Source organism: Agromyces sp. NPDC004153, assembly GCF_053603635.1.
Window position 1 is genome coordinate 2,809,048 of record NZ_JBSGFY010000001.1, and the last position, 22,350, is coordinate 2,831,397.

Here is a 22,350-nt window from a genome sequence, read left to right on the forward strand (position 1 = left end):
CCGGGCGGGGGTGCTCGAGCTGCGCCCGCCGACCGCCGCCGACCTCGACCGGGTGCTGGCATGGCGCAACCGCCCCGAGGTGACGCGCTGGCTGTTGCGCACCACCGTCGATCCCGAGGCGTTCCGCCGGGCGTGGCTCGCGAGCGTCGACGACCCCGACGACCACGCGGTCGTGGCGGTGGTCGACGGCGTGGTCGTGGGAACCGGATCGCTCGAGGTGCGGGACGGCATGGGTCAGTTCGACGGCGACACGTGGCGCGCGGCCGAGGGCCTGCTCGGCTACCTCATCGACCCTGCCCACGCCGGCCGCGGGGTATGCCACGTCGATCTCGAGTGCGCTCCTCGACCTCGCGTTCGACGAGCTGGGCCTGCATCGCGTCACGGCCGGGTGCTTCGCCGACAACGTCGCCTCCTGGCGCGTGATGGAGAAGCTCGGCATGCGGCGCGAGCAGCACGGCGTCAAGGACTCATGGCACGCCGAACTCGGCTGGGTCGACGGGTTCACCTACGGGATCCTCGCCGACGAGTGGGTCACGCGTCGCGGCGCGCGCCCTGGCTCGGATGCACCGTGAACACCGACGGCTCGCGGTAGCCGTGCTCGGCGAACGCCGATCGGATCGCCCGCGTGACGTCGGGCACGAGCTCGTCGGCGATGAGCGCGATGGCCGATCCGCCGAAGCCGCCGCCCGTCATGCGGGCGCCGACGGCGCCGTTCGCCTGCGCGGTCTCGACGGCGAGGTCGAGCTCGGGCACCGAGATCTCGAAGTCGTCGCGCATCGACACGTGCGACGCGTCGAGGAACGAGCCGATCGCGCCGGGGCCCCGCTCGCGCAGCGTGCGCACGGTGTCGAGCACGCGCTGGTCCTCGGTCACGACGTGCCGCACGCGGCGGAACGTCTCATCGTCGAGGAGCTCCTGCGCCCGCGGCAGGTCGTCGAGCCGGAGGTCGCGCAGCGACTCGACGCCGAGCGCTCGCGCGCCCGCCTCGCATGAGGCGCGCCGGGCCGCGTAGCCGCCGGAGGCGTGCGCGTGCTCCACGCGGGTGTCGACGACGAGCAGCGAGAGTCCGTGCGCCGCGAAGCCGAGCGGGATCACGTCCGCGTCGAGGCTGCGGCAGTCGAGGAAGACACCCGCGTCGGCCTCGCCGAGGAGCGACGCCGACTGGTCCATGATGCCCGTGGGCGCACCGACGACGCGGTTCTCGGCGAGCTGGCCGACCTTCGCGAGCGTGGGCCGGTCGAGGTTGAGGCCCCAGTGCTCGTCGAGCGCGAGCGCGACCGCGGACTCGATGGCCGCCGACGAGGAGAGGCCCGCGCCGATCGGCACCGAGCTCGTGATGTAGAGGTCGACGCCGCGCACGTGCTCGAGATCGGCGCCGTGCTCGCCGAGCGCCCAGGCCACGCCGAGCGGGTAGGCCGCCCATCCGTCGACCGCGTCGGGCGTGAGCTCGTCGAGGTGCACCTGCACCGGCTCCGCCGCGAAGCTCGAGGCCACGCGGAGGACGCGGTCGTCGCGGTCGCCGAGGGCCACCGCGGTGCGCTGGTCGATCGCGAACGGGAACACGAAGCCGTCGTTGTAGTCGGTGTGCTCGCCGATGAGGTTCACCCGGCCCGGCGCGGACCACGCGCCGATCGGGCGCCGTCCGAACCACTCGGCGAATCCGTGCATCGCCTCGGCGACCTCGTTCATGCCTCGACCTCTCCGACCTCGTCGATCGCGCGCCGCAGCGCCTCCGCCTGCGCCTCCGGGGGGACGTCCCCGATCCACGCTCCCATCGCCGCTTCCGAGCCGGCGAGGTACTTCAGGCGGTCGGCGGCGCGGCGCGGGCTCGTGAGCTGTAGCATGAGCCGCACGTCGTCGCGGTGCTCGTGCACGGGCGCCTGGTGCCACGCCGCGATGTACGGCGTGGGCGTGTCGTAGAGCCGGTCGACGCCGCGCAGGAGCCGCAGGTAGAGCCCGGCGAGCTCGTCGCGCTCCTCGAGCGTGGTCTCGGCGAAGTCGGGCACGTGCCGGTGGGGGAGCAGGTGCACCTCGATGGGCCAGCGGGCCGCGAACGGCACGAACGCCGTCCAGTGCTCGCCGCTCAGCAGCATCCGCGGGCCGTTGCGCTCGCGCTCGAGGATGTCGGCCATGAGCGTCGGGCCGTACGCGTCGATGGACGCGAGGAGCCGCTCGGTGCGGGGCGTGACGTAGGGGTATGCGTAGATCTGGCCGTGCGGGTGCGGCAGGGTCACGCCGATCTCGCGGCCGCGGTTCTCGAACGGGAACACCTCCTCGACGCCCGGGAGCGCCGACAGGGCGGCGGTGCGCTGCGCCCACGCCTCGATCACGGTGCGCGCGCGCGACCGGGTGAGCGTGCCGAACGAGCCCTCGTGCTCGGGGCTGAAGCACACGACCTCGCAGCGGCCGACGGAGGGGAGCGTGCGCTCGAGGCCGACCTCGCGGAAGGCCGCCAGCGCATCGGCGCTCGACGCGTCGGCCGCGGCCAGCTCGGGCCCGAACGACGGCGAGCGGTTCTCGAAGACCGCGACGTCGTAGCTGCTCGGGATCTCAGACGGGTTCGTCGGCGTCTGCGGGGCGAGCGGATCGGCGTCGGCCGGCGGCAGGAACACGCGGTTCTGGCGTGCGGCGGCGACCGAGATCCATTCGCCGGTGAGCGGGTCCTGCCGCATCCGGGCGGTCGCGGGCCGGGGGTCGAGGGCGCGCTCGTCGATCGCGCGCTCGGGCGGGAGCTGCGTGTCGGCGTCGTCGAAGTAGATGAGCTCGCGGCCGTCGGCGAGCGACGTCGGGCGCACGGCGATGCGGGGGTCGGTCTGCACGCGGCTACGATACGCGACTTTCGTTTCGCAAACAACCGGGTTTCGTATTGCAAAGTCGGCTGCCGGCGCGCATGATGCCGGTATGACGGATGCCGCAGCCGTGACGAATGCGCCCATCGATGCGCCCCGGCGGCGCGAGCTCGCCCTCGCCCTCGTCGCCGAGCGCGGCTTCGTGCGGGTCGCGGAACTCAGCAGCGCGTTCGGCGTCACGACCGTCACCGCCCGCGCCGACCTCGACGCGCTCGAGCGCCAGGGCGCCATCCGCCGGGTCCACGGCGGCGCGGTCCCGCTGTCGTCGGCCGTCGAGGCCGAGCGCCCCGACCGCGAGCCGACGTTCGAGGAGGCGCTCGCGGCATCCGTCGAGCCCAAGCGACGCATCGGCGAGCACGCGGCCGCCATGGTGCGCAGCGGCCAGAGCATCATCCTCGACGTGGGCACGACGACGCTGCAGATCGCACGTGCCCTGCGGGCCCGCACCGACCTCGAGGACCTCGTGGTGTTCACGAATGGCATCTCGATCGCGCTCGAGCTCGAGGACGAGATCCCGCGCTTCACCGTCGTCGTCACGGGCGGCACGCTCCGGCCCAAGCAGCACTCGCTGGTGCATCCGCTCGCCGGCTCGATGCTCGACGAGGTGCACGTCGACCTCGCCTTCATCGGCTGCAACGGCGTCGATCCCGTGCACGGCGTGACCAACGCCAACCTGCCCGAGGCGGCCGTGAAGGCGCTCATGCTGCGCGCCGCTGCGCGCTCGGTCGTGGTCGCCGACGGATCGAAGCTCGGCGAGGTCCACCTCGGCCGCATCGCCCCGATCGACGCGTTCGACGTGCTCGTGACGGATGCCGCCGCGCCCACGCCGCTCGTCGCCGAGCTCGAGGCCTCGGGGCTCGCGGTCCAGTTGGCGCAAGACCCTAGAGTGGACGCATGACTCTTCCCACGGGCGAGCAGTTCGAGCTCGAGACGTCGACCGCGAGCGGCGACCTGAAGGCGACGATCACCGCGGTGGCCGCGGGCATCCGCACCCTCAGCATCAACGGCATCGACCTCGTGCCCGCCTACGGCGAAGACCAGGCGCCGCCCATGGGCGCCGGCATCGTGCTCGCGCCGTGGCCCAACCGCATTCGCGACGGCCGCTGGACGCACGACGGCGTCACGCGCCAGCTCGCGATCACCGAGCCCGCGCGCAACAACGCGATCCACGGCCTGCTGCGCTACACCGAGTACACGGCGAGTGCGCAGGAGCGCGACTCCGTGACGCTTCGCGCGGTGATCTACCCGCAGCTCGGCTACCCGTTCCTGCTCGGCACGGCGGTGCACTACGAGCTCGTGTCCGACGGACTGCAGGTCACGCACTATGTGGAGAACCTCGGCGTCGAGGCGGCGCCCGTGGCGATCGGATCGCACCCGTACCTGAAGATCGGCGGCGTGCCGACGGCCGACCTGACCCTGCGGCTCGACGCCGCCAGCCACATCGAGGTCGACGACCGGCTGCTGCCCACTGGCGAGGTGCCCGTCGACGGCACCGAGTGGGATTTCCGCGAGGGACGCCGCGTCGGCGACGTCGACCTCGACGACGCCTTCGGCGAGCTCGCGAGCGAAGACGGCCAGGTGCTGCACACGCTGACCGCGCCCGACGGCCGGAGCGTGTCGATCTGGGCCGACGACGAGTTCGACTACGTGCAGGTCTTCACGACGCGCGAGTTCCCCGGCGAGGGCGGCGACGTCGCGATCGCCGTCGAGCCGATGACGGCGCCCGCCGAGGCGTTCAACTCCGGACGCGGCCTGCGTTGGCTGGGTCCGGGCGAGGAATGGCAGCTCACCTGGGGCATCCGCTTCGAGGGCTTCAGCGCCGACTGACGCCCCGGGCGTCGGGCGTCGCTCAGTTGAGGCACGAGCCCGAGTCGACGGGTTCCTCGAGCGTTCCCGCCTGCTCGGCGAGCAGCCGCAGCGTCGACACGGGCACCGCGAAGCCGACGTTCTCGACCGAGTCGGACTTCGCGAACACGACGCCGCCGACCGATCCGTCGCCCGTGAGCACGGGGCCGCCGGAGTTGCCGTGGTCGACGTCGGCCGCGAGGGTCATGATGTCGCGTACCGACGTGCGGCCCGATTCCTCGATCGTGATCGGGCCGATGGACATCACCCGCGCCGGCCGCACCTCGAGCGGCCCGCCGAACGGGTAGCCCGCGACGGCGACCTCGTCGCCATCGGCCGGATCGGCGATCGCGAGCGGCGGCGTCGCCAGGCCCGACACCGCGATGAGCGCGAGGTCGTTCTCGTCGTCGTAGGCCACGACCCGCCCCTGGACGGCCGGCTGGCCCGGCGCCTCGACGATCGGCTCGGTGACGCCGGCGACGACATGCGCGTTCGTCACGATGCGATCCTGGGCGACGACGAACCCGCTGCCCGAGAGACTGCTGCCGCACTGGTACGCGGTGCCCGTGATCCGCACGACCGAGTCGGATGCCGCGGCGAGGGCGCCCTGGTCGAGCTCGCCCGCGGGCAGCTCGGGCGCCTCGGTGGGGCCCCCGAGCACCTCGACGAGCCACGGGATGCCCTGGCCCAGCGCGGCCGTGCGGAGCTCGGCGAGCAGCGTGCGGGCCGGCGCCGGCGTGACGAGGTCGAGCGTCGACATCACGCGCGAGCCCGCGACCGCAGGGGAGAGCACGGGCACGCCCATGGCCGAGACGCCCGACCCCACGAGCGCGACGACGAACGCGGTGACGAGGAGGTTGCCGATCGCGCCGAGCACGCGGTCGATCACGGCGAGCTTCGCGGCCTCCGCGCCGTGGCGGAGCGCGCGCCCGACGACCGCGCCGAGCCAGGCGCCGAGCGACAGCAGCACGAGCGCGACGAGCACCGCGATCGGCGCACGCCACTGCGGCACCGGGATGAGGTTCGCGACCCACGGCATGACGAAGTAGGCGGCGATGCCGCCCAGGATGAGCCCGACGAGTCCGGCGGCGGTGTGCAGCAGGCCCGAGCGATAGCCGTTCACGACCGCGCCGATGAAGACGAGCACGAGCAGCACGTCGAGCACGATGCTCCACACCATGTCGGCTCCGTCCGCTCGTGGGTCGAGGGGTCTCCAGCCTGCGGCATCCGCCTTCGAGACTGCTGCGAGCCGGGACGCGAGGATGGGCGCGCGAGGATTGGCGCCCGCGAGGACTGGCGCCCGCGAGGACGGGCGCCCGCGAGGTCCCCCATCGCGGGCGCCCGTCGGCGTGCCGGAACGCGTCACATGGGCATGAGCACCGTGTCGATCAGGTAGACGGTGGCGTTGGCGGTGTGCACGCCGCCGCAGATCACCGCGGCGTCGTTCACCGTCAGGTCGTCGCCGGACCCGGTGACCTCGACCGTGCCGCCCTGCACGGTCGTCTGCGTGCCCACGACCTCGTCGGGCGACAGCTGGCCGGGCACGACGTGGTACGTGAGGATCGACGTGAGCGTCGCCGAGTCCGTCTTCAGGGACTCGATCGTCGCGGCGTCGATCTTCGCGAAGGCGTCGTCGACGGGCGCGAACACCGTGAACTCGTCGCCGTTCAGGGTTTCGACGAGGTCGACGTCGGGATTGAGCTGGCCCGACACCGCAGCCACGAGGGTCGTGAGCAGCGGGTTGTTCGACGCCGCGACGGCGACGGGGTCGGTCGACATGCCAACGACCGAACCGGGCCCGTCGGGCACCTGGTCGGCGTAGGCGGCGCAGCCGGGACCGACGAGGTCGGCCGCGGGGTCCATCTCCATGGCGTCCTCGGTCGGCTCGGCGGACTCGCCCATCGCCGGGGCCTCGCTCTCGGCGGCGCTGCCGCCCGACATGCTGCAGCCGGCGAGGCCGAGCATCGCGATGGCGACGACGGAACAGGCCGCGAGGGCGGTTCGGGTGCTGCGGGTTGCGGATCGCATCGGTTCACTCCTTCGTCACGCGGCCCGAGCTGGGCCGTTGCGAGGGGTTCGACGCGCGGCGCCGACCGGATTGGAGCGACCCGGACCCGACTCCACCAATCGGATCGACCCGCCGCTGCGAATCACGGATGACTCGAGAAAGCAGGACACCCGTGATCACCCTCGCCCTCATCGGCCTCCTGGGCGGCCTCATCACCGGCATCTCGCCGTGCATCCTCCCGGTGCTGCCGGTGATCTTCCTGTCGGGTGGCGCGCAGAGCGCGCGAGGCACCGCGGATGCCCCGCAGGCGAGCCGTTGGCGTCCCTACCTCGTGATCGCGGGCCTCGTCGTGAGCTTCAGCCTCTTCACCCTCGTGGGCTCGCTCGTGCTCGGCCTGCTCGGACTGCCGCAGGACGTGCTGCGCTGGGCGGGCATCGTCGTGCTCGTGCTCATCGGGATCGGGCTCATCGTGCCGAGATTCGAGGAGCTGCTCGAGAAGCCGTTCGCGTGGATCCCGCGGAAGGACGTCGGCACCGAGCGCGGCGGGTTCGCGCTCGGCTTCGCCCTCGGCGCCGTGTACGTGCCGTGCGCCGGGCCGGTGCTCGCCGCGATCACGGTCGCCGGTTCGACGGGCCGGATCGGCGTGGAGACCGTGGTGCTCACCGTCTCGTTCGCGGTCGGCGCCGCACTGCCGCTGCTGGTGTTCGCGCTCGCGGGACGACGCGTCGCCGAACGCGTCCGCTCGTTCCGCACGCATCAGCGCGGCATCCGCATCGCCGGCGGCGTCGTGATGATCGCGCTCGCCGCGGGCCTCGTGCTCAACCTGCCGCAGCTGCTGCAGCGGCTCGTGCCCGACTACACGAGCGCCTTCCAGGAGCAGCTCGCCGACTCGCAGGAGGTCGCGCAGGCGCTCGACCTCGGGGGCCTCGTGAACGAGGAGAACGCCGGGCTCGACCGGTGCACGAACGGCTCGTCCGAGCTGGAGTCGTGCGGCACGGCACCGTCCCTGAAGGGCATCGAGGAGTGGTTCAACACCGAGGACGGCGCACCGGTCGACCTCGCGGACCTGCGGGGGAGGGTCGTGCTCGTGGACTTCTGGGCGTACTCGTGCATCAACTGCCAGCGCTCGATCCCGCACGTGGTGGCGTGGGACGAGGCGTACCGCGACGCCGGCCTCGCGGTGGTCGGCATCCATTCACCCGAGTACGCCTTCGAGAAGGAGCCGCGCAACGTCGAGGCCGGGATCGCCGCGTTCGGCATCGACTACCCGGTCGGGCTCGACAACTCGCTCGCCACCTGGACGAACTACCGCAACCGGTACTGGCCCGCGCACTACCTCATCGACGCCGACGGGGTCGTGCGGCACATCTCGTTCGGCGAGGGGCACTACGCAGCGACCGAGGGGCTCATCCGCGAACTGCTCGCGGACACCGACCCCTCGGTCGCCCTCCCCGCCCCGACGGAGCAGGACGACGACACCCCCGAGGCCGGTTCCACCACCGCCGAGACGTTCCTCGGCACGACCAAGCAGGTGAACTTCGCCGGCGACGAGCCCTACCGGCGCGCGACGACGGCGTTCGCGTTCCCCGATCGGCTGCCGGCCGACGCGTTCGCCCTCGACGGCGCGTGGTCGCTCGACACGCAGTCGATCGCCCCCGGCGCCGACGCCGCGCGAGTCCGCCTGGCGTACACGGGACGCGAGGTCCGCATGGTGCTCGGCGGCGCCGGGTCCGTGACCGTCGACGACGGCAGCGGCGAGCCGCGCCGCATCGACGTCTCGGGCGTGCCGCGGTCGTACGAGCTGGTCCGAACGGATGCCGCGGCATCCGGAACCCTCACCGTCACCGTGTCGGCCGGCGTGGACGCCTACTCCTTCACCTTCGGATGACCACCCATGTGCTCCTTCCGCTTCCCGCGCCGTCGACGGACACGGGCCGCCGCCGGGGGTCTGCCATGCTTGGACACGTGGCAGACGACGGCGCCCCCTCGCCGGCGTCGCGTCCGACCGTCGACGAACTGCTCGCCCGGGTCGGCCGCGGCGACCGCGACGCGTTCGGCGAGCTCTACGACGAGACCTCGCCGCGCGTGTTCGGGCTGGTGCGCCGGCTCGTCGTCGACCCCGCCCAGGCCGAGGAGGTGACGCAGGACGTGTACCTCGAGATCTGGCAGCACGCCTCCCGGTTCGACTCGGCCAGGGGCAACGCCATCGCCTGGATGTTCACGATCGCCCACCGCCGGTCGGTCGACCGCATCCGCTCGTCACAAGCCGCGCACGACCGCGACCTCCGCGTCGGCGCCCGCGACGTCGAGGTCCCGGTCGACACGGTCGCCGAGGCCGCGGAGACGTCCATCGAGCACGAGCGGGTCAGGGACGCGCTCGGCGAGCTCACCGACCTGCAGCGCGAGTGCGTCGCCCTGGCGTACTACGGCGGCCTCACGCAGTCCGAGATCGCCGAACGGCTCGACGTCCCGCTGGGTACCGTGAAGACACGGATCCGCGACGGGATGATCCGCCTCAGGAACGCATTGGGGGTGACGACATGACCGACCACGACCACGACCACGACCACGACCGCGACCGACGCGACGACGCGGCATCCGCGGGTCGCCCGGCATCCGTCGAGGCGTTCCGCGGACTCGCCGCCGCCTACGCGCTCGACGCCCTCGACGCCGACGAGCGGGCGGACTTCGAGCGCGCCCTCGATCACTCGCCCGAGCTCCGCGCCGAGGTGGACGCGTTCCGGGACTCCGCCGCGCACCTCGCCGAGGAGGTCGAGCCCGTCGCCCCGCCGCCCTCGCTCCGCGACCGACTGATGGCCGAGGTCGCCTCGACGCCGCAGGCTTCGACGGATGCCGCGAGGACGCCGGCATCGGTCGCGGATGCCGCGGCGGACGACCTGGAGGCGGCCGTGCCGGCCGCCGCTGCGGCCGCCCCGCCGGAGGCTCCCCCCGTGGCCATTCCGACCCCGACCCCGGCCCCGACTCCTGCCGCCCGGCCGGCGGGCCCCGCGGAATCCGCCGCCCGGCGACGCTGGTTCCAGCGTCCGGGCGCCGTCATCGCCGCCGCTGCCGCCGCGGTGCTCCTCGTGGTCGGCGTCGTGGTCGGCGTCGGCTGGCCGGGGCCGAACGGCTGGGGCGCGCAGCGGGAGCGCGCCGCGATCGCCGCGGCGCCCGACGCGCAGTCGCAGACGCTCGAGGTCGAGGGCGGCGGCGAGGTCACCCTCGTGTCGTCGGCGGAGCAGGGGCGTTCGGTCGTCATCACCGAGGGCCTGCCCGAGCTCGGCGCCGACCAGACCTACGAGCTCTGGTACATCGACGATGCGGGCGCCGCGCCGGCGGGCACGTTCGACGTGTCGGGCGGCGAGACGTGGCGGGTGCTCGAGGGCTCGTTCACGCCCGGAGTCGTGGTCGGGATCACCGTGGAGCCTGCCGGCGGTTCGCCGCAACCCACCACCGAACCCATCGTCGCCATCGAGACGTAGTCGGGAGTCCACAATCGACGGGGTCGGCGCACGACCGTCCGTTATGGTCTGAGGTGCCCGACGACATCGGAGCCGGGCGCAGCACACGACGAGGGAGTGACGGATGCGCGTCGGCATGTTCCTGAACTACGCGGGCGGCTTCCGGGAGGTCGCCGACGAGGTCGCCGAGCTCGAGGCATCCGGCGTCGACCTCGTGGCGGTGCCCGAGGCCTACTCGTTCGACGCCGTGAGCCAGCTCGGGTTCCTCGCGGCCCGCACGAACCGCATGACGCTCATGTCCGGCATCCTGCAGCTCTACACGCGCACGCCCACGCTCACCGCGATGACGGCGGCGGGCCTCGACTACGTGTCCGACGGCCGCTTCGAGCTCGGAGTCGGGGCATCCGGACCGCAGGTCGTCGAGGGCTTCCACGGCGTGCCGTACGACGCGCCCGTGGGCCGCATCCGCGAGCTCGTCGCCGTGTGCCGCCAGGTCTGGCGTCGCGAGCCGGTCGTGCACGAGGGGCGCCACTATCGCATCCCGCTGCCCGAGGGGCAGGGGACCGGGCTCGGCAAGCCGCTGAAGCTCATCAACCACCCGGTGCGCGAGCGCATCCCGATCACCGTCGCCGCCCTCGGCCCGAAGTCCGTCGAGCAGACCGCCGAGATCGCCGACGGGTGGCTGCCGATGTTCTTCCACCCCGAGCGCGCCGGCGCCGTCTGGGGCGACGCGCTGGCGACCGGTGCGGCGAAGCGCCAGCCCGAGCTCGCGCCGCTCGACGTCTTCGCGAGCCCGGCGCTCGCCATCACCGACCGGCCCGAGGCCGTGCTGCCGCTCGTCAAGCCGCAGCTCGCGCTCTACGTGGGCGGCATGGGCGCCCGCGGCAAGAACTTCTACAACGACCTCATCGCGAGCTACGGCTTCGAGGCCGAGGCGGCGCGTGTGCAGGACCTCTACCTCAAGGGGCGACGCGATGAGGCGATCGCGGCGGTGCCCGACGAGCTCGTGCGGGCGATCTCGCTCATCGGGCCGGCCTCGTACGTCGCCGAGCGCGTGGCGGCGTTCCGCGAGGCGGGTGTCACGACGCTCGCCGTGACGCCGCTCGCGCGCGACTCCGCCGAGCGCGTGGCGCTGATGGCGGGGTTCCGGCGGCTGGTCGGCTGAAGGTCGCCGCGGCATCCGTGCCGACGACGTTTCGCAGGCGCCTGCGAACGTGCTCCGACACAGGGAAGTCCCCCAAAACAGGGCACGATGCTGGCGCAGCGACCCGGTCGGGATTAGCGTGTGTCTCACCCGCACGATGCCGTGGGGGAAGGGGAACCTGGGGAGGAGCCGCCGTGGCGGGGACGTTCGAGCTCTGAGCCCCGGTCGAACCGGACTCGACGCTCGAACCCCCGTCTGGCGGTGCCCCGGGGAACGCCGGGATCCGCGTGATCACGCGGTAGCGGGCCGACGGAGGTCGGCGATCACGCGAGGGCGTTCGCCTCAGTCGACGAACGACGTGCGGTCGAGTCGCACGGTGATGGCGGCGACCGCGGACTCCATCGTGGGGTGGCGGTAGACGACGCCCGGATGCGGTCGCATCCACAGCATCTCGTACTCGCCGTCGAGGTCTTGGAGGTACCCCACGATCCGACGTCGGTCGCCGGTGTCGAATCGGTCGTCGCACACGCGCCAGGTCTTCTCGCTGAGCGGCGTGAGCTCGACGTGGGAACGAGTCGCCGTCTGCGGTCGCGAGAGCATCTCGCACACTTCCCATCGAATGAACGTTGATGGCGGACCGGCACCGGTCGACACGTCCTGGGATGCGCGTGGTCGATAGCGCAGCGCCGGCCGGTCCGGCCCGCCTCTTCGGGTCGCTGAGACCCGTGACACCATTCCTACGCCCCGCGAACGGGGGACGGTAGGGCTTGACAGGGCGCCCACGAGATGCATCCTGCTGCAGGCTGCGCGCTTCGAACCGCGCACCGTGATCGACAGTGCCCCCACAGGGACTCGAACCCTGGACCCACGGATTAACCTGCTGCACTGGGTTTCCCCAGCCACCGTTCGACGGCTTGCAGTCTGGACTATCTCACCACCTTCGACCGAGTCGTTCAGGTGCGCCGCGTATAGTCTCTGAGGTTCCCTCTCGGTTACCTGCTGATTGCCCAATCCGGTCCGATTGTCACTGCTCGCGGTGGGCGAACGAGTACGGCCGGCTCTCAGGGTGTTCCAGCATACAGCGGCGTTCATCCGGCGCATTTCGGCGCCGGCGCTCCATTGTTCTGTTGAAGTCCGTTGCTCTAACCAACTGAGCTATAGGGGCGTTGACCACCCTAACAGGCACCGAAGCGGTGGTCGCCGGACTCCCATCCGGGACGGTCGAAACCGTCGCGTTCGATGTCCTCGGTCGCCGATAGCGTGGCGACATGAAGGCGTGCTCGACCTGTCGACGATCGCTGCCGCTCGACGCCTTCAACCTGCGCACCGCATCGCGAGACGGGCGCCAGTCGGTCTGCCGCGAGTGCAACGCCGCGCGATCCCGGCGCTACTACACCGAGAACCTCGAGAAGCATCGACGTGCGGTGGCCGATCAGGTGGCACGCACGCGGGCGCGCAACCTGGCGCGCATCGGCGCCTTCCTCCTCGGGCATCCGTGCGTGGACTGCGGCGAGGCGGACCTCCGCGTGCTCGACTTCGACCATCGCGACGGGAGCGAGAAGTCGGCCGAGGTGATGAAGCTCGCGAAGGCCGCGTACTCGTGGGCCCGCGTCATGGACGAGATCGCGAAGTGCGACGTGCGGTGTCGCAACTGCCACGCGAAGGTCACCTACGAGCGCATGGGGGAGACCTGGCGCACCGAACTCATGCGACGGGCGGGCGAGGCCACGTGAGCCCGGCTCACCCGGTCCGCGTTCGGCCGCGAGGAGTATCGTGGCCGCGATGGCTTCCGACTACCACCGACCCACCCGCATCCCGCCCGGCATGTTCGAGGGCTTCGTGGGCGGCGACGACCCGGCGACGCTGAGCCGCGTCGCGCACGACACCGCTTCGGCGATCCTCTCGCGCGTCCGTGAGGACCCCGATCCGGTCATCGTCCAGCGCCTCATCACGTACACCGACGAGCACGGCATCGACGCGATCGCCGAGCTCTGGTCGCAGTCCTCCGCCAAGAGCCTCCCCGGCGCGCTCTGGCGCGTCTACCTGTTGCGCACGCTCATCCGCCAGGATCCGCTCGGCGTGAGCCACGCCTTCCAGCGGGGCACGGAGGTGTCGCACACCATCGACCAGGTCGTCGCGGGCGCCGCCATCCCCGCCGGACCCACCGAGGTGCAGGAGCTCGCCGACCGCATCCTGCACGGCGTCTTCACGGGCGACTTCGCGGTGGCGCTCGAGCGCGCCGCCGCGTTCTGCCGGGTCGTGGCCGCGGGCTTCGCCAGCCTGGCCGACGATGCGGATGCCGCGGACGCGGCGCATCCCGAACGGCCCACCGAGCTCACCCAGCGGGCCCTGCGCCTCACCCAGCTCGCCGACGAGTTCACGTCGTGCGCGCGGCTCTGGCGGCGCGACGCGCTCGACTGACGCACCCTGCGATCGGATTCCCGGCATCGGGAATGAACCATCCCCAACCGTCGTTTAGACTCTTTGTGCCGGGCCGCAGTAACCCCGGGCTCCAATATTCGCCGCTCCGAGCGGCCTCGCGCCGAGAGGCGTTCTGCGGCCCGGTATTTCCATGTCCGGCCCCGTGCATCGCGATCGCCGCAGACGGCGGCCGCGGCATCCGTGCGCATTCGACGGCACCTCGCGCCGCGTAGCATCGGAGGATGCCCGACACCGTCACCCTGCTCATCGAGCCCCTCGCCGCCGACGCCGACGCGACCGCCGTCGACGGGACGTTCCGGGAGGTCGACGCCTCCGCACCGGCCCTGCGGGTCGGCGAGCTGTCGACGCAGCGGGGCGACGGCATCTTCGAGACCATCGGCGTCGTCGACGGGCACGCGCAGGAGGTCCGCCCGCACCTCGAGCGCCTCCGCAACTCGGCGCGCATCTGCGAGCTCCCCGAGCCCAACCTCGCGCAGTGGGAGGCGGCGATCGCCCGCGCCGTCGCGGCGCTGCCGGCGACGGGGGAGTTCGCGCTGAAGCTCGTGCTGAGCCGCGGCGTCGAACACGGGCCCGCGCCCACGGCCTGGCTGCACGTCTCGCCCGCTGCGGACTTCAGCGCACCGCGCGAGCGCGGCATCCGCGTCGTCACCCTCGACCGCGGCTACGACCGCGGCACGGCCGAGCGCGCGCCCTGGCTGCTGCTCGGCGCGAAGACGCTGAGCTACGCGGTGAACATGGCCGCGCTGCGCGAGGCGCACCGTCGCGGCGCCGACGACACGATCTTCGTCACGAGCGATGGCTACGTCATGGAGGGGCCGACGTCGAGCGTCATCCTGCGCCACGGCGACGTGTGGTCGACGCCCGCGCCGTCGGGCGCGATCCTGCACGGCACGACCCAGCTCAGCCTCTTCGAGCACCTCGAGGCGACCGGCCGGCGCACCGAGTACCGCGACATCCCCGTCGACGAGCTCCGGGCAGCGGATGCCGCGTGGCTCGTGTCCAGCGTCCGGCTCGCGGCCGGCATCACCGAGCTCGACGGCGCGCCGATGCCCTACGACGCCGCCGAGACGCGCACGCTCAACGACTACCTGCTCAGCCCGAGGGACTGAGCGCCGACACGACGAGGGCGGCCGTGCTGCGCGCACGACCGCCCTCGGGTCTCGAACGCCGCGCACGCGGCATCCGATGGTTCCTGAGCCTGTCGGAGGTTCAGCCGAATCGACCCGAGACGTAGTCCTCGGTGGCCTTGACCGACGGGTTCGAGAAGATCGTCGTCGTGTCGTCGTACTCGATGAGGTTGCCGGGCTTGCCGGTGCCGGCGATGTTGAAGAACGCGGTCCGGTCGGAGACGCGGCTCGCCTGCTGCATGTTGTGGGTCACGATCACGATCGTGTACTGCAGCTTCAGCTCCTCGATGAGGTCCTCGATCGCGAGCGTCGAGATGGGGTCGAGGGCCGAGCACGGCTCGTCCATGAGGATGACCTCGGGCGACACCGCGATGGCGCGGGCGATGCAGAGGCGCTGCTGCTGGCCGCCCGAGAGGCCCGAGCCCGGGCGGTCGAGGCGGTCCTTGACCTCGTTCCAGAGGTTCGCGCCCTGCAGCGACTTCTCGACCAGGTCGTCGGCGTCGGACTTCGAGATGCGGCGGTTGTTGAGCTTGACGCCCGCGAGCACGTTGTCGCGGATCGACATCGTGGGGAAGGGGTTGGGGCGCTGGAACACCATGCCCACCTGGCGGCGCACGAGCACCGGGTCGACGGCGGGGTCGTACAGGTTGTTGCCGTCGATGAGGACCTCGCCCTCGACGCGCGCGCCGGGGATGACCTCGTGCATGCGGTTGAGGGTGCGGAGGAACGTCGACTTTCCGCAGCCCGACGGCCCGATGAAGGCGGTGACGCTGCGGGGTTCGATCTCGAGGCTCACGCCCTCGACGGCGAGGAACTTGCCGTAGTAGACGTTGAGATCGCGGACTTCGATGCGCTTGGACACGGGTTTCCTATCTGGCGTTTCAGCGGCCGAACTTGGGGGCGAAGGCCTTGGCGACGACCCGCGCGATGAGGTTGAGCAACATGACGATGAGGATCAGGGTGAGTGCGGCGGCCCACGCACGGTCGAGGTACGCCTCGGGCGGGTTGCCCTGGTTGGCGTACTGCGTGTAGACGAACACCGGAAGCGACGACATGCGGCCCTCGAAGAGGTTGTAGTTCATGCTCGCGGTGAAGCCGGCCGCGATGAGCAGCGGGGCGGTCTCGCCGATGACACGGGCGATGGAGATCATGATGCCGGTGGTGATGCCGGCGATCGAGGTGGGGAGCACGACCTTCACGATCGTGAGCCACTTCGGCACGCCGAGGGCGTAGGCCGCCTCGCGCAGCTCGTTCGGCACGAGCCGCAGCATCTCCTCGCTGGAGCGCACCACGACCGGGATCATGAGGACCGACAGCGCGACGGCGCCGGCGATGCCGGTGCGGGTGCCGGGGCCCCAGAAGATCGCGAAGAGCGCATAGGCGAAGAGACCGGCGACGATCGAGGGGATGCCGGTCATGACGTCGACGAGGAACGTGATGCCCCTGGCGAGCCGGCCGCGGCCGTACTCGACGAGGTAGATCGAGGTCATGAGCCCGATGGGGATCGAGATGAGCGCGGCGGTGCCGGTCATGAGGAGCGTGCCCACGATCGCGTGCAGCGCGCCGCCGCCCTCCCCGGTGACGTTGCGCATCGACATCGAGAAGAAGTCGAGGTCGAAGCGGTTGAGGCCGAACGTGATCACCGTGATGGTGAGCGACACGAGCGGGATCATCGCGATCACGAACGCGCCGGTCACGAGGGCGGTCACGAGGCGGTCCATCGCGCGACGGCGGCCCTCGACGAGCATCGAGAACAGCCAGATCGACGGGATGTACAGGATGGCGCCGACGAGGAGCGCGCCGCCCCAGTTCAGGCCGGTGCCGGCGGCGAGGGCCATCACGCCGAAGACGGCGAACGACACGGCGATCGCAGTGCCGAGGATGATCCACGGGATGGGCGCGGGCAGGCGACCTGCGGTGAGGGAGTTCGCGATCGGGGTGCCGGTGGCCGGCTCGGGCTTCATCGTCATGGTCATCAGTTGGCTCCCGAGAATTCCTTGCGACGGCTGACGATCCAGCGGGCGATCGCGTTGACGATGAAGGTGACGACGAACAGGATGAGGCCGGTCGCGATGAGCACGTTGACGTTCATGCCGTAGGCCTCGGGGAAGCTCAGGGCGATGTTCGCGGCGATCGTGGTCGGGTTCACCGACGTGAGGAGCTGGAAGGTCACCGCGCCGGTCGCGGAGAGCACCATGGCGACGGCCATCGTCTCGCCGAGTGCGCGGCCGAGGCCGAGCACGGAGGCCGAGACGATGCCGGAGCGGCCGAACGGCAGCACCGCCGTGCGGATCATCTCCCAGCGGGTCGCGCCGAGCGCGAGCGCGGCCTCCTCGTGGAGGACCGGGGTCTGCAGGAAGACCTCGCGGCAGATGGCCGTCATGATCGGCAGGACCATCACCGCGAGCACCAGCGCGGCGGTGAGGATCGTGCGGCCGGTGCCCGAGACGGGCCCGGCGAAGAGCGGGAACCAGCCGAGGTTGTCGACCAGCCAGGAGTAGATGGGCTGCACGGCGGGCGCGAGCACGCCGATGCCCCAGAGGCCGAACACGACCGAGGGCACCGCGGCGAGCAGGTCGACGATGTAGCCGAGCACCGACGCGAGGCGGCGCGGTGCGTAGTGCGAGATGAACAGCGCGATGCCGATCGAGATCGGCACGGCGAAGAGCAGGGCGAGGGCGGCGGCCCAGACGGTGCCGAAGACCAACGGGCCGACGTACGACCAGAAGTTGTCGGGGAGGATCGAGGCGTCCTCGTGGTCCGCCACGAGTGCCGGGAGGCTCTGGACGATCAGGAAGATCGCGACGGCGGCGAGGGTGACGAGGATCATCGACCCGGCGAAGACGGCCGAGCCGGAGAAGACCCGGTCACCGGGTCGCTGCTTCGCCTTGATGGCGGTGGGTGCGGTGCTCATCTGGCGTTGACCCTCGTGTTTCTGTGGTGGTTCAGGGACATGGCCGTGCCCGACCCCGTCGGATACCGTCGATCCTCGGGGGTCGGGCACGAGACCACTTACTGGATGGAGTCGATCGCCGCGACGATCTGCTCGCGGAGCGAGTCGGAGATCGGGGCGGAGCCGGCGGCCTCGGCCGCGTCGTCCTGGCCCTCGGGGCTGGCGACGTAGGAGAAGTACGACTTCACGAGCTCGACGTTCTCCGACTCGGCGTACTCCTGGCAGCCGATGAGGTAGCTCACGAGGATGATCGGGTAGACGCCGGCCTCCTCGGTCGCGTGGTCGACCTCGATCGCGAGGTCGCCCTCCGAGCGGCCCTCGGCGAGCGGCGAGGCGTCGACGACCGCAGCGGCGGCCTCGGGCGAGTACGCGACGTACTCGTCGCCGACCTTGATCGACACGGTGCCGAGGTCACCTGCGCGCGACGCGTCGGCGTAGCCGATGGTGCCGGTGCCGTTGGTCACCGCGTCCACGACGCCCGAGGTGCCCTGCGCGCCCTCGCCGCTCTCGAGCGGCCACACGCCGTCGGGCTCGAAGGTCCACACGTCGGCGGCGGTGGCGGACAGGTAGTCCGTGAAGTTCTCGGTCGTGCCCGAGTCGTCGGAGCGGTGCACCGGCGTGATCGCCTGGTCGGGGAGCGTGGCGTCGGGGTTCTGGTCGGCGATCGCCGGGTCGTTCCACTGGGTGATCGTGCCGGCGAAGATGCCGGCGACGGTCGCCGCGTCGAGGTCGAGCGTGTCCACGCCCTCGACGTTGAAGATCACGGCGATCGGGGAGATGTAGACGGGGAGCTCGACGATGTCGGTGTCGGGCGCGCAGTTGGCGAAGCCGCCGGCGCCGATCTCCTCGTCGTTGAACGCGCGGTCGGAGCCGGCGAAGTCGCTGGCGCCCTCGAGGAAGGTCTCGCGGCCCGCGCCCGAGCCCGAGGGGTCGTAGTCGATCGTGACTTCGGGGTTCGCCGTCTGGAACGCGGCGATCCAGGCCTGCTGGGCGGCGTCCTGCGAGGACGCGCCGGCGCCGACGAGGTTGCCCGAGAGCGACGAGGCCGACTCCGAGGGCGCAGCGGCGCCCTCGTTGGAGGCGCAGGAGCTGAGCGCGATCGCCGCGGTGACGGCGATGACGGCGGGCACGCCGAAACGCTTGAGGTTCACGTGATTCCCTTCCGGGGTTCGATTGCAGGGTGTCGGGTCGGGTGCCGACCCGCCTGCGACGCTAGGACTCGCGCCTTACGAGCTTCCGCCACGACGGTAAACGGGAGGTGAACGAGACTTGTCGGCTCCGGATGGCCCAGATGGGCGCTGGTTTCCGCGAGGACCGCCGGGCTGCCGCCGTTCTCTCGCGACGGCGGTGGCGCTGCGCGTCACGCCCTCGGCGCGTGCGTCTCGATCGCGATGAGGCCCGAGCCCGAGTTCGTGGCGCTCAGGTGCACGACGCTGAACGCGCCGGGCTCGAGCCCCGCGGCATCCGTCACGTAGGAGCCGAGCGGGGTGCCCGTCGCGAGCGCGATCTCCCGCATCATCTCGGGCAGCACGGGCCCGTGCCCGCAGAGTACCGCCGTCTTGCCGGCGCGCACGCGCTTGCCGACCACGCGGCGCACCTCGTCGTGGCCCGACTCCCAGGCGTCCTGGCTGATGCCCTCCTCGCGCTTGATCGTCATGCCGGTCGCCGCGGCGAGCGGCGCGACCGTCGCGATGCAGCGCACCGCGGGCGAGGAGACGATGCGCTTCGGCGCCCATGCGGTGACCGTGTCGACCATCGCGGCCGCCTGCTGCACGCCGCGCTCGACGAGCGGCCGCGCGGCATCCGCGTCCTTCCAGCCGCTGCGCCCGACGGCCTTGCCGTGCCGCACGAGCAGCAGCGCGAACGTCGACGTCACGCCCTGGTCGACCAGCTTGGCGAAGTTCTCGAGGATCTCGACGTCGGGCTCGTAACTGAGGTACGTTCGGGCGCGCTTGATGGTGACCCACTCGAGCGCGGCGATCTCGGCGTTCGGCTTGAACGTCGAGCGCTGCACCGCCTTCTCGCTCACCTCGGCGGCCCAGTAGTGCACGATCTTCTCGCGACCGCTGGGCAGCGGGTACCGCGAGATGCCGAGCGGCACGCCGAGCGCGACCTCGAGGCCGGTCTCCTCGGCGATCTCGCGCACCGCAGTGCGGGGGAGCGACTCGCCCGGGTCGACCTTGCCCTTCGGGATCGTGACGTCGCCGTACACCGTGCGGTGCACGACCAGCACGTGGATCCGCCCGTCGATGACCCGCCAGCAGACGGCGCCGGCGGCGTAGATCGCGGTCGTCAACGCCGCTTCCCCGAACGGGTGCGCTGACCCGTCTGCTGCATGAACTGGGTCTGCGAGTCGTCGAGCGGATGCCCCGCCTCGTCGACCGAGTGCCGGGTCCACTCGCCCGAGCCGTCGAGCCACCACGAGCTCGTGCGGTCGTCCATCGCGAGGTCCCAGAACGTGTCGATCTCCGCCAGGTGGTCGGCGTCGGTGAGCCGCACGAGCGCCTCGACGCGTCGGTCGAGGTTGCGGTGCATCATGTCGGCCGAGCCGATGTAGACCTGCGGGTCGCCGTCGTTGAGGAACGAGAAGATGCGGGAGTGCTCGAGGTAGCGGCCGAGGATGGAGCGCACCCGGATGTTCTCGCTCAGCCCCGGGATCCCGGGCCGCAGGCTGCAGATGCCGCGGACCCAGACGTCGACGGCGACGCCGGCGTTCGAGGCCCGGTAGAGGGCGTCGATGATCGACTCGTCGACGATGGAGTTGACCTTGATGCGGATGCGCGCGGGGCGGCCGGCCTCGGCGTTGCGCACCTCGCCCGCGATGAGCTTCAGCAGCCCCTTGCGCAGGTGGAGGGGCGCGACGAGCAGCCGCTTGAACTTCTTCTCGATGGCGTAACCCGAGAGCTCGTTGAACAGCCGGGTCAGATCCTTGCCGACCTGGTCGTCGGCGGTGAGGAGCCCGAGGTCCTCGTAGATGCGGCTCGTCTTGGGGTTGTAGTTGCCCGTGCCGATGTGGCTGTAGTGCCGCAGCCCGCCCTTCTCCTGCCGGATCACGAGCGCGAGCTTGCAGTGCGTCTTCAGCCCGACGAGCCCGTAGACCACGTGCACGCCCGCCTTCTCGAGCTTGCGCGCCCACGTGATGTTCGCGGCCTCGTCGAAGCGCGCCTTGATCTCGACGAGCGCGAGCACCTGCTTGCCCGACTCGGCGGCGTCGATCAGGGCCTCGACGATGGGGCTGTCGCCGGACGTGCGGTAGAGCGTCTGCTTGATGGCGAGCACGTCGGGGTCGGCGGCGGCCTGCTCGAGGAAGGCCTGGACGCTCGTCGCGAACGACTCGTAGGGGTGGTGCAGCAGCACGTCCTTGCGCGAGACGGCGGCGAAGATGTCGGCCGGGCGGTTCGGCTCGGCGGGCTGGAGCTGGCGGTTCGTCGCCGGCACGTGGATGGGGTAGTGCAGGTCGGGACGGTCGATCCTCGCGAGGTCGAACAGCCCGCCGAGGTCGAGCGGCGCGGGGAGCCGGTAGACCTCCTGGTCGGAGATGTCGAGCTCGCGCACGAGCAGTCCGAGCGTCACCTCGTCCATGTCGTCGGTGATCTCCAGGCGGATCGGCGGGCCGAACCGCCGTCGGAGCAGCTCCTTCTCGAGCGCCTTGATGAGGTTCTCGGTCTCGTCCTCCTCGATCTCCACGTCCTCGTTGCGGGTCACGCGGAACACGTGGTGCTCGACGATCTCCATGCCGGGGAACAGGTCCTCGAGGTGGTTGGCGATGAGGTCCTCGAGCGCGATCCACCTGGCATCCTCGATGGACTCGTCGGGGTCGACCTGCACGAACCGGGGCAGCATCTGCGGCACCTTCACGCGGGCGAACTCCTGGCGGCCGCTGCGGCTGTTGCGCACGCGCACCGAGAGGTTGAGCGAGAGGCCGGAGATATAGGGGAACGGATGCGCCGGGTCGACCGCGAGCGGCATCAGCACCGGGAAGATCTGCCGCGAGAAGTACCCGTGCAGGTGCTCCTGCTCGCGCTCGCCGAGCTCCGCCCAGGTCACGATGCGGATGCCCGACTCCGCGAGCGCGGGCTTCACGAGCTCCTGGTACGCCGCCGCGTGCCGCTCCTGCAGCTCGTGCGCCTTCCTCGAGATGTCGCTCAGCACGTCGATCGGCGCGCGACCGACGTTGGTCGGCACGGCCAGGCCGGTGTTGATGCGGCGCTTGAGTCCGGCGACGCGGACCATGAAGAACTCGTCGAGGTTCGATGCGAAGATGGCGAGGAAGTTGGCCCGTTCGAGCACGGGGAGCCGCGGATCCTCGGCGAGCTCGAGCACGCGCTGGTTGAACGCGAGCCAGCTGAGCTCGCGGTCGAGGTATCGCTCGGCGGGCAGCTCGGGCGCACCCTCGATGTCGAAGGGCTCGAAGTCGTCGTCGAAGTCGCTCGCGGTACGGTCTTCGTCGAGGGCGGCGTCCGTCATCCCAACATCATGCCACTGGGCAAGTCACCGAGGGTGAGGACCGTGTGAACGGCT

The 22,350-nt window shown here is 71.3% G+C and carries 21 protein-coding genes and 1 pseudogene; 11 read left to right on the forward strand and 11 right to left on the reverse strand.

Going from position 1 to position 22,350, the window contains the following annotated elements:
- Positions 1–52: 52 nt before the first annotated feature.
- A pseudogene (locus tag ACWEOH_RS13250) lies at positions 53–244 on the forward strand (GNAT family N-acetyltransferase); the annotation flags it as partial.
- Between the two features lie 175 nt (positions 245–419).
- Positions 420–572 (forward strand): hypothetical protein, encoded by a 153-nt coding sequence (locus tag ACWEOH_RS13255; RefSeq protein ID WP_452031948.1) that lies wholly within the window; start codon positions 420–422, stop codon positions 570–572.
- Here the strand turns inward: ACWEOH_RS13255 and galK are convergent.
- Both galK and galT read right to left on the reverse strand, forming a co-directional pair.
- The gene (gene galK / locus ACWEOH_RS13260) at positions 532–1,689 is read right to left on the reverse strand and encodes a galactokinase (protein ID WP_452031588.1); all 1,158 of its coding nucleotides are present in this window, start codon (positions 1,687–1,689) and stop codon (positions 532–534) included. The two genes, ACWEOH_RS13255 and galK, sit on opposite strands and share 41 nt — an antisense overlap.
- Positions 1,686–2,819 (reverse strand): galactose-1-phosphate uridylyltransferase, encoded by a 1,134-nt coding sequence (galT, locus tag ACWEOH_RS13265; RefSeq protein ID WP_452031589.1) that lies wholly within the window; start codon positions 2,817–2,819, stop codon positions 1,686–1,688. Before galT ends, galK begins: the two co-directional genes overlap by 4 nt.
- Before the next feature lie 82 nt (positions 2,820–2,901).
- Here galT and ACWEOH_RS13270 point away from each other — a divergent pair, with 82 nt between their 5' ends.
- Complete coding sequence (locus ACWEOH_RS13270) at positions 2,902–3,747, forward strand: DeoR/GlpR family DNA-binding transcription regulator (RefSeq protein WP_452031591.1); 846 nt, start codon at positions 2,902–2,904, stop codon at positions 3,745–3,747.
- Positions 3,744–4,676: an aldose 1-epimerase family protein gene (locus tag ACWEOH_RS13275; RefSeq protein ID WP_452031593.1), complete on the forward strand. Its 933-nt coding sequence runs from the start codon at positions 3,744–3,746 to the stop codon at positions 4,674–4,676. Before ACWEOH_RS13270 ends, ACWEOH_RS13275 begins: the two co-directional genes overlap by 4 nt.
- A gap of 22 nt (positions 4,677–4,698) precedes the next feature.
- Here ACWEOH_RS13275 and ACWEOH_RS13280 read toward each other — a convergent pair whose 3' ends face one another.
- Positions 4,699–5,874 (reverse strand): MarP family serine protease, encoded by a 1,176-nt coding sequence (locus tag ACWEOH_RS13280; RefSeq protein WP_452031595.1) that lies wholly within the window; start codon positions 5,872–5,874, stop codon positions 4,699–4,701.
- A 182-nt stretch (positions 5,875–6,056) separates the two neighbouring features.
- The gene (locus ACWEOH_RS13285) at positions 6,057–6,722 is read right to left on the reverse strand and encodes a fasciclin domain-containing protein (RefSeq protein WP_452031596.1); all 666 of its coding nucleotides are present in this window, start codon (positions 6,720–6,722) and stop codon (positions 6,057–6,059) included.
- Positions 6,723–6,874: 152 nt separating this feature from the next.
- Between ACWEOH_RS13285 and ACWEOH_RS13290 the strand changes: the two genes are divergently transcribed.
- From ACWEOH_RS13290 to ACWEOH_RS13305, 4 genes are all read left to right on the forward strand, one after another.
- Positions 6,875–8,590 (forward strand): cytochrome c biogenesis protein DipZ, encoded by a 1,716-nt coding sequence (locus ACWEOH_RS13290; RefSeq protein ID WP_452031598.1) that lies wholly within the window; start codon positions 6,875–6,877, stop codon positions 8,588–8,590.
- A 65-nt stretch (positions 8,591–8,655) separates the two neighbouring features.
- Positions 8,656–9,246, forward strand: a complete 591-nt coding sequence (locus ACWEOH_RS13295) for a sigma-70 family RNA polymerase sigma factor (RefSeq protein WP_452031600.1) — start codon at positions 8,656–8,658, stop codon at positions 9,244–9,246.
- Positions 9,243–10,184, forward strand: coding sequence for an anti-sigma factor (locus tag ACWEOH_RS13300; protein ID WP_452031602.1), 942 nt, complete (start codon positions 9,243–9,245; stop codon positions 10,182–10,184). The genes ACWEOH_RS13295 and ACWEOH_RS13300 overlap by 4 nt, the downstream gene beginning before the upstream one ends.
- Before the next feature lie 103 nt (positions 10,185–10,287).
- Positions 10,288–11,328, forward strand: a complete 1,041-nt coding sequence (locus ACWEOH_RS13305) for an LLM class F420-dependent oxidoreductase (RefSeq protein WP_452031604.1) — start codon at positions 10,288–10,290, stop codon at positions 11,326–11,328.
- Positions 11,329–11,649: 321 nt separating this feature from the next.
- Here ACWEOH_RS13305 and ACWEOH_RS13310 read toward each other — a convergent pair whose 3' ends face one another.
- Positions 11,650–11,907 carry a hypothetical protein gene (locus tag ACWEOH_RS13310; protein WP_452031606.1) on the reverse strand — a complete coding sequence of 86 codons (258 nt, stop codon included), beginning with the start codon at positions 11,905–11,907 and terminating at the stop codon, positions 11,650–11,652.
- Between the two features lie 668 nt (positions 11,908–12,575).
- On the opposite strand from ACWEOH_RS13310, the gene ACWEOH_RS13315 reads away from it, so the two are divergent.
- From ACWEOH_RS13315 to ACWEOH_RS13325, 3 genes are all read left to right on the forward strand, one after another.
- Positions 12,576–13,040 carry a hypothetical protein gene (locus ACWEOH_RS13315; protein WP_452031608.1) on the forward strand — a complete coding sequence of 155 codons (465 nt, stop codon included), beginning with the start codon at positions 12,576–12,578 and terminating at the stop codon, positions 13,038–13,040.
- Between the two features lie 49 nt (positions 13,041–13,089).
- Positions 13,090–13,728: a DNA-directed RNA polymerase subunit beta gene (locus ACWEOH_RS13320; protein WP_452031610.1), complete on the forward strand. Its 639-nt coding sequence runs from the start codon at positions 13,090–13,092 to the stop codon at positions 13,726–13,728.
- A gap of 242 nt (positions 13,729–13,970) precedes the next feature.
- Entirely contained in the window at positions 13,971–14,858 is an 888-nt protein-coding gene (locus ACWEOH_RS13325; RefSeq protein WP_452031612.1) for an aminodeoxychorismate lyase, read from the forward strand.
- 100 nt (positions 14,859–14,958) lie between these two features.
- On the opposite strand, the gene pstB is transcribed toward ACWEOH_RS13325, so the two are convergent.
- The 6 genes from pstB to ACWEOH_RS13355 form a co-directional block, all read right to left on the reverse strand.
- On the reverse strand, positions 14,959–15,738 hold the full coding sequence (gene pstB / locus ACWEOH_RS13330; protein WP_452031614.1) for a phosphate ABC transporter ATP-binding protein PstB: 780 nt from the start codon (positions 15,736–15,738) through the stop codon (positions 14,959–14,961).
- A 19-nt stretch (positions 15,739–15,757) separates the two neighbouring features.
- Positions 15,758–16,852: a phosphate ABC transporter permease PstA gene (pstA, locus tag ACWEOH_RS13335; RefSeq protein ID WP_452031616.1), complete on the reverse strand. Its 1,095-nt coding sequence runs from the start codon at positions 16,850–16,852 to the stop codon at positions 15,758–15,760.
- Entirely contained in the window at positions 16,852–17,790 is a 939-nt protein-coding gene (pstC, locus tag ACWEOH_RS13340) for a phosphate ABC transporter permease subunit PstC (RefSeq protein ID WP_452031618.1), read from the reverse strand. The genes pstA and pstC overlap by 1 nt, the downstream gene beginning before the upstream one ends.
- Before the next feature lie 98 nt (positions 17,791–17,888).
- Entirely contained in the window at positions 17,889–18,980 is a 1,092-nt protein-coding gene (locus ACWEOH_RS13345) for a phosphate ABC transporter substrate-binding protein PstS (RefSeq protein WP_452031620.1), read from the reverse strand.
- A gap of 209 nt (positions 18,981–19,189) precedes the next feature.
- A complete protein-coding gene (locus tag ACWEOH_RS13350) occupies positions 19,190–20,125 on the reverse strand; it encodes an NUDIX hydrolase (protein WP_452031622.1) in 936 nt (311 codons plus the stop codon).
- A complete protein-coding gene (locus ACWEOH_RS13355) occupies positions 20,122–22,296 on the reverse strand; it encodes an RNA degradosome polyphosphate kinase (protein WP_452031624.1) in 2,175 nt (724 codons plus the stop codon). Before ACWEOH_RS13355 ends, ACWEOH_RS13350 begins: the two co-directional genes overlap by 4 nt.
- Positions 22,297–22,350: the final 54 nt, after the last annotated feature.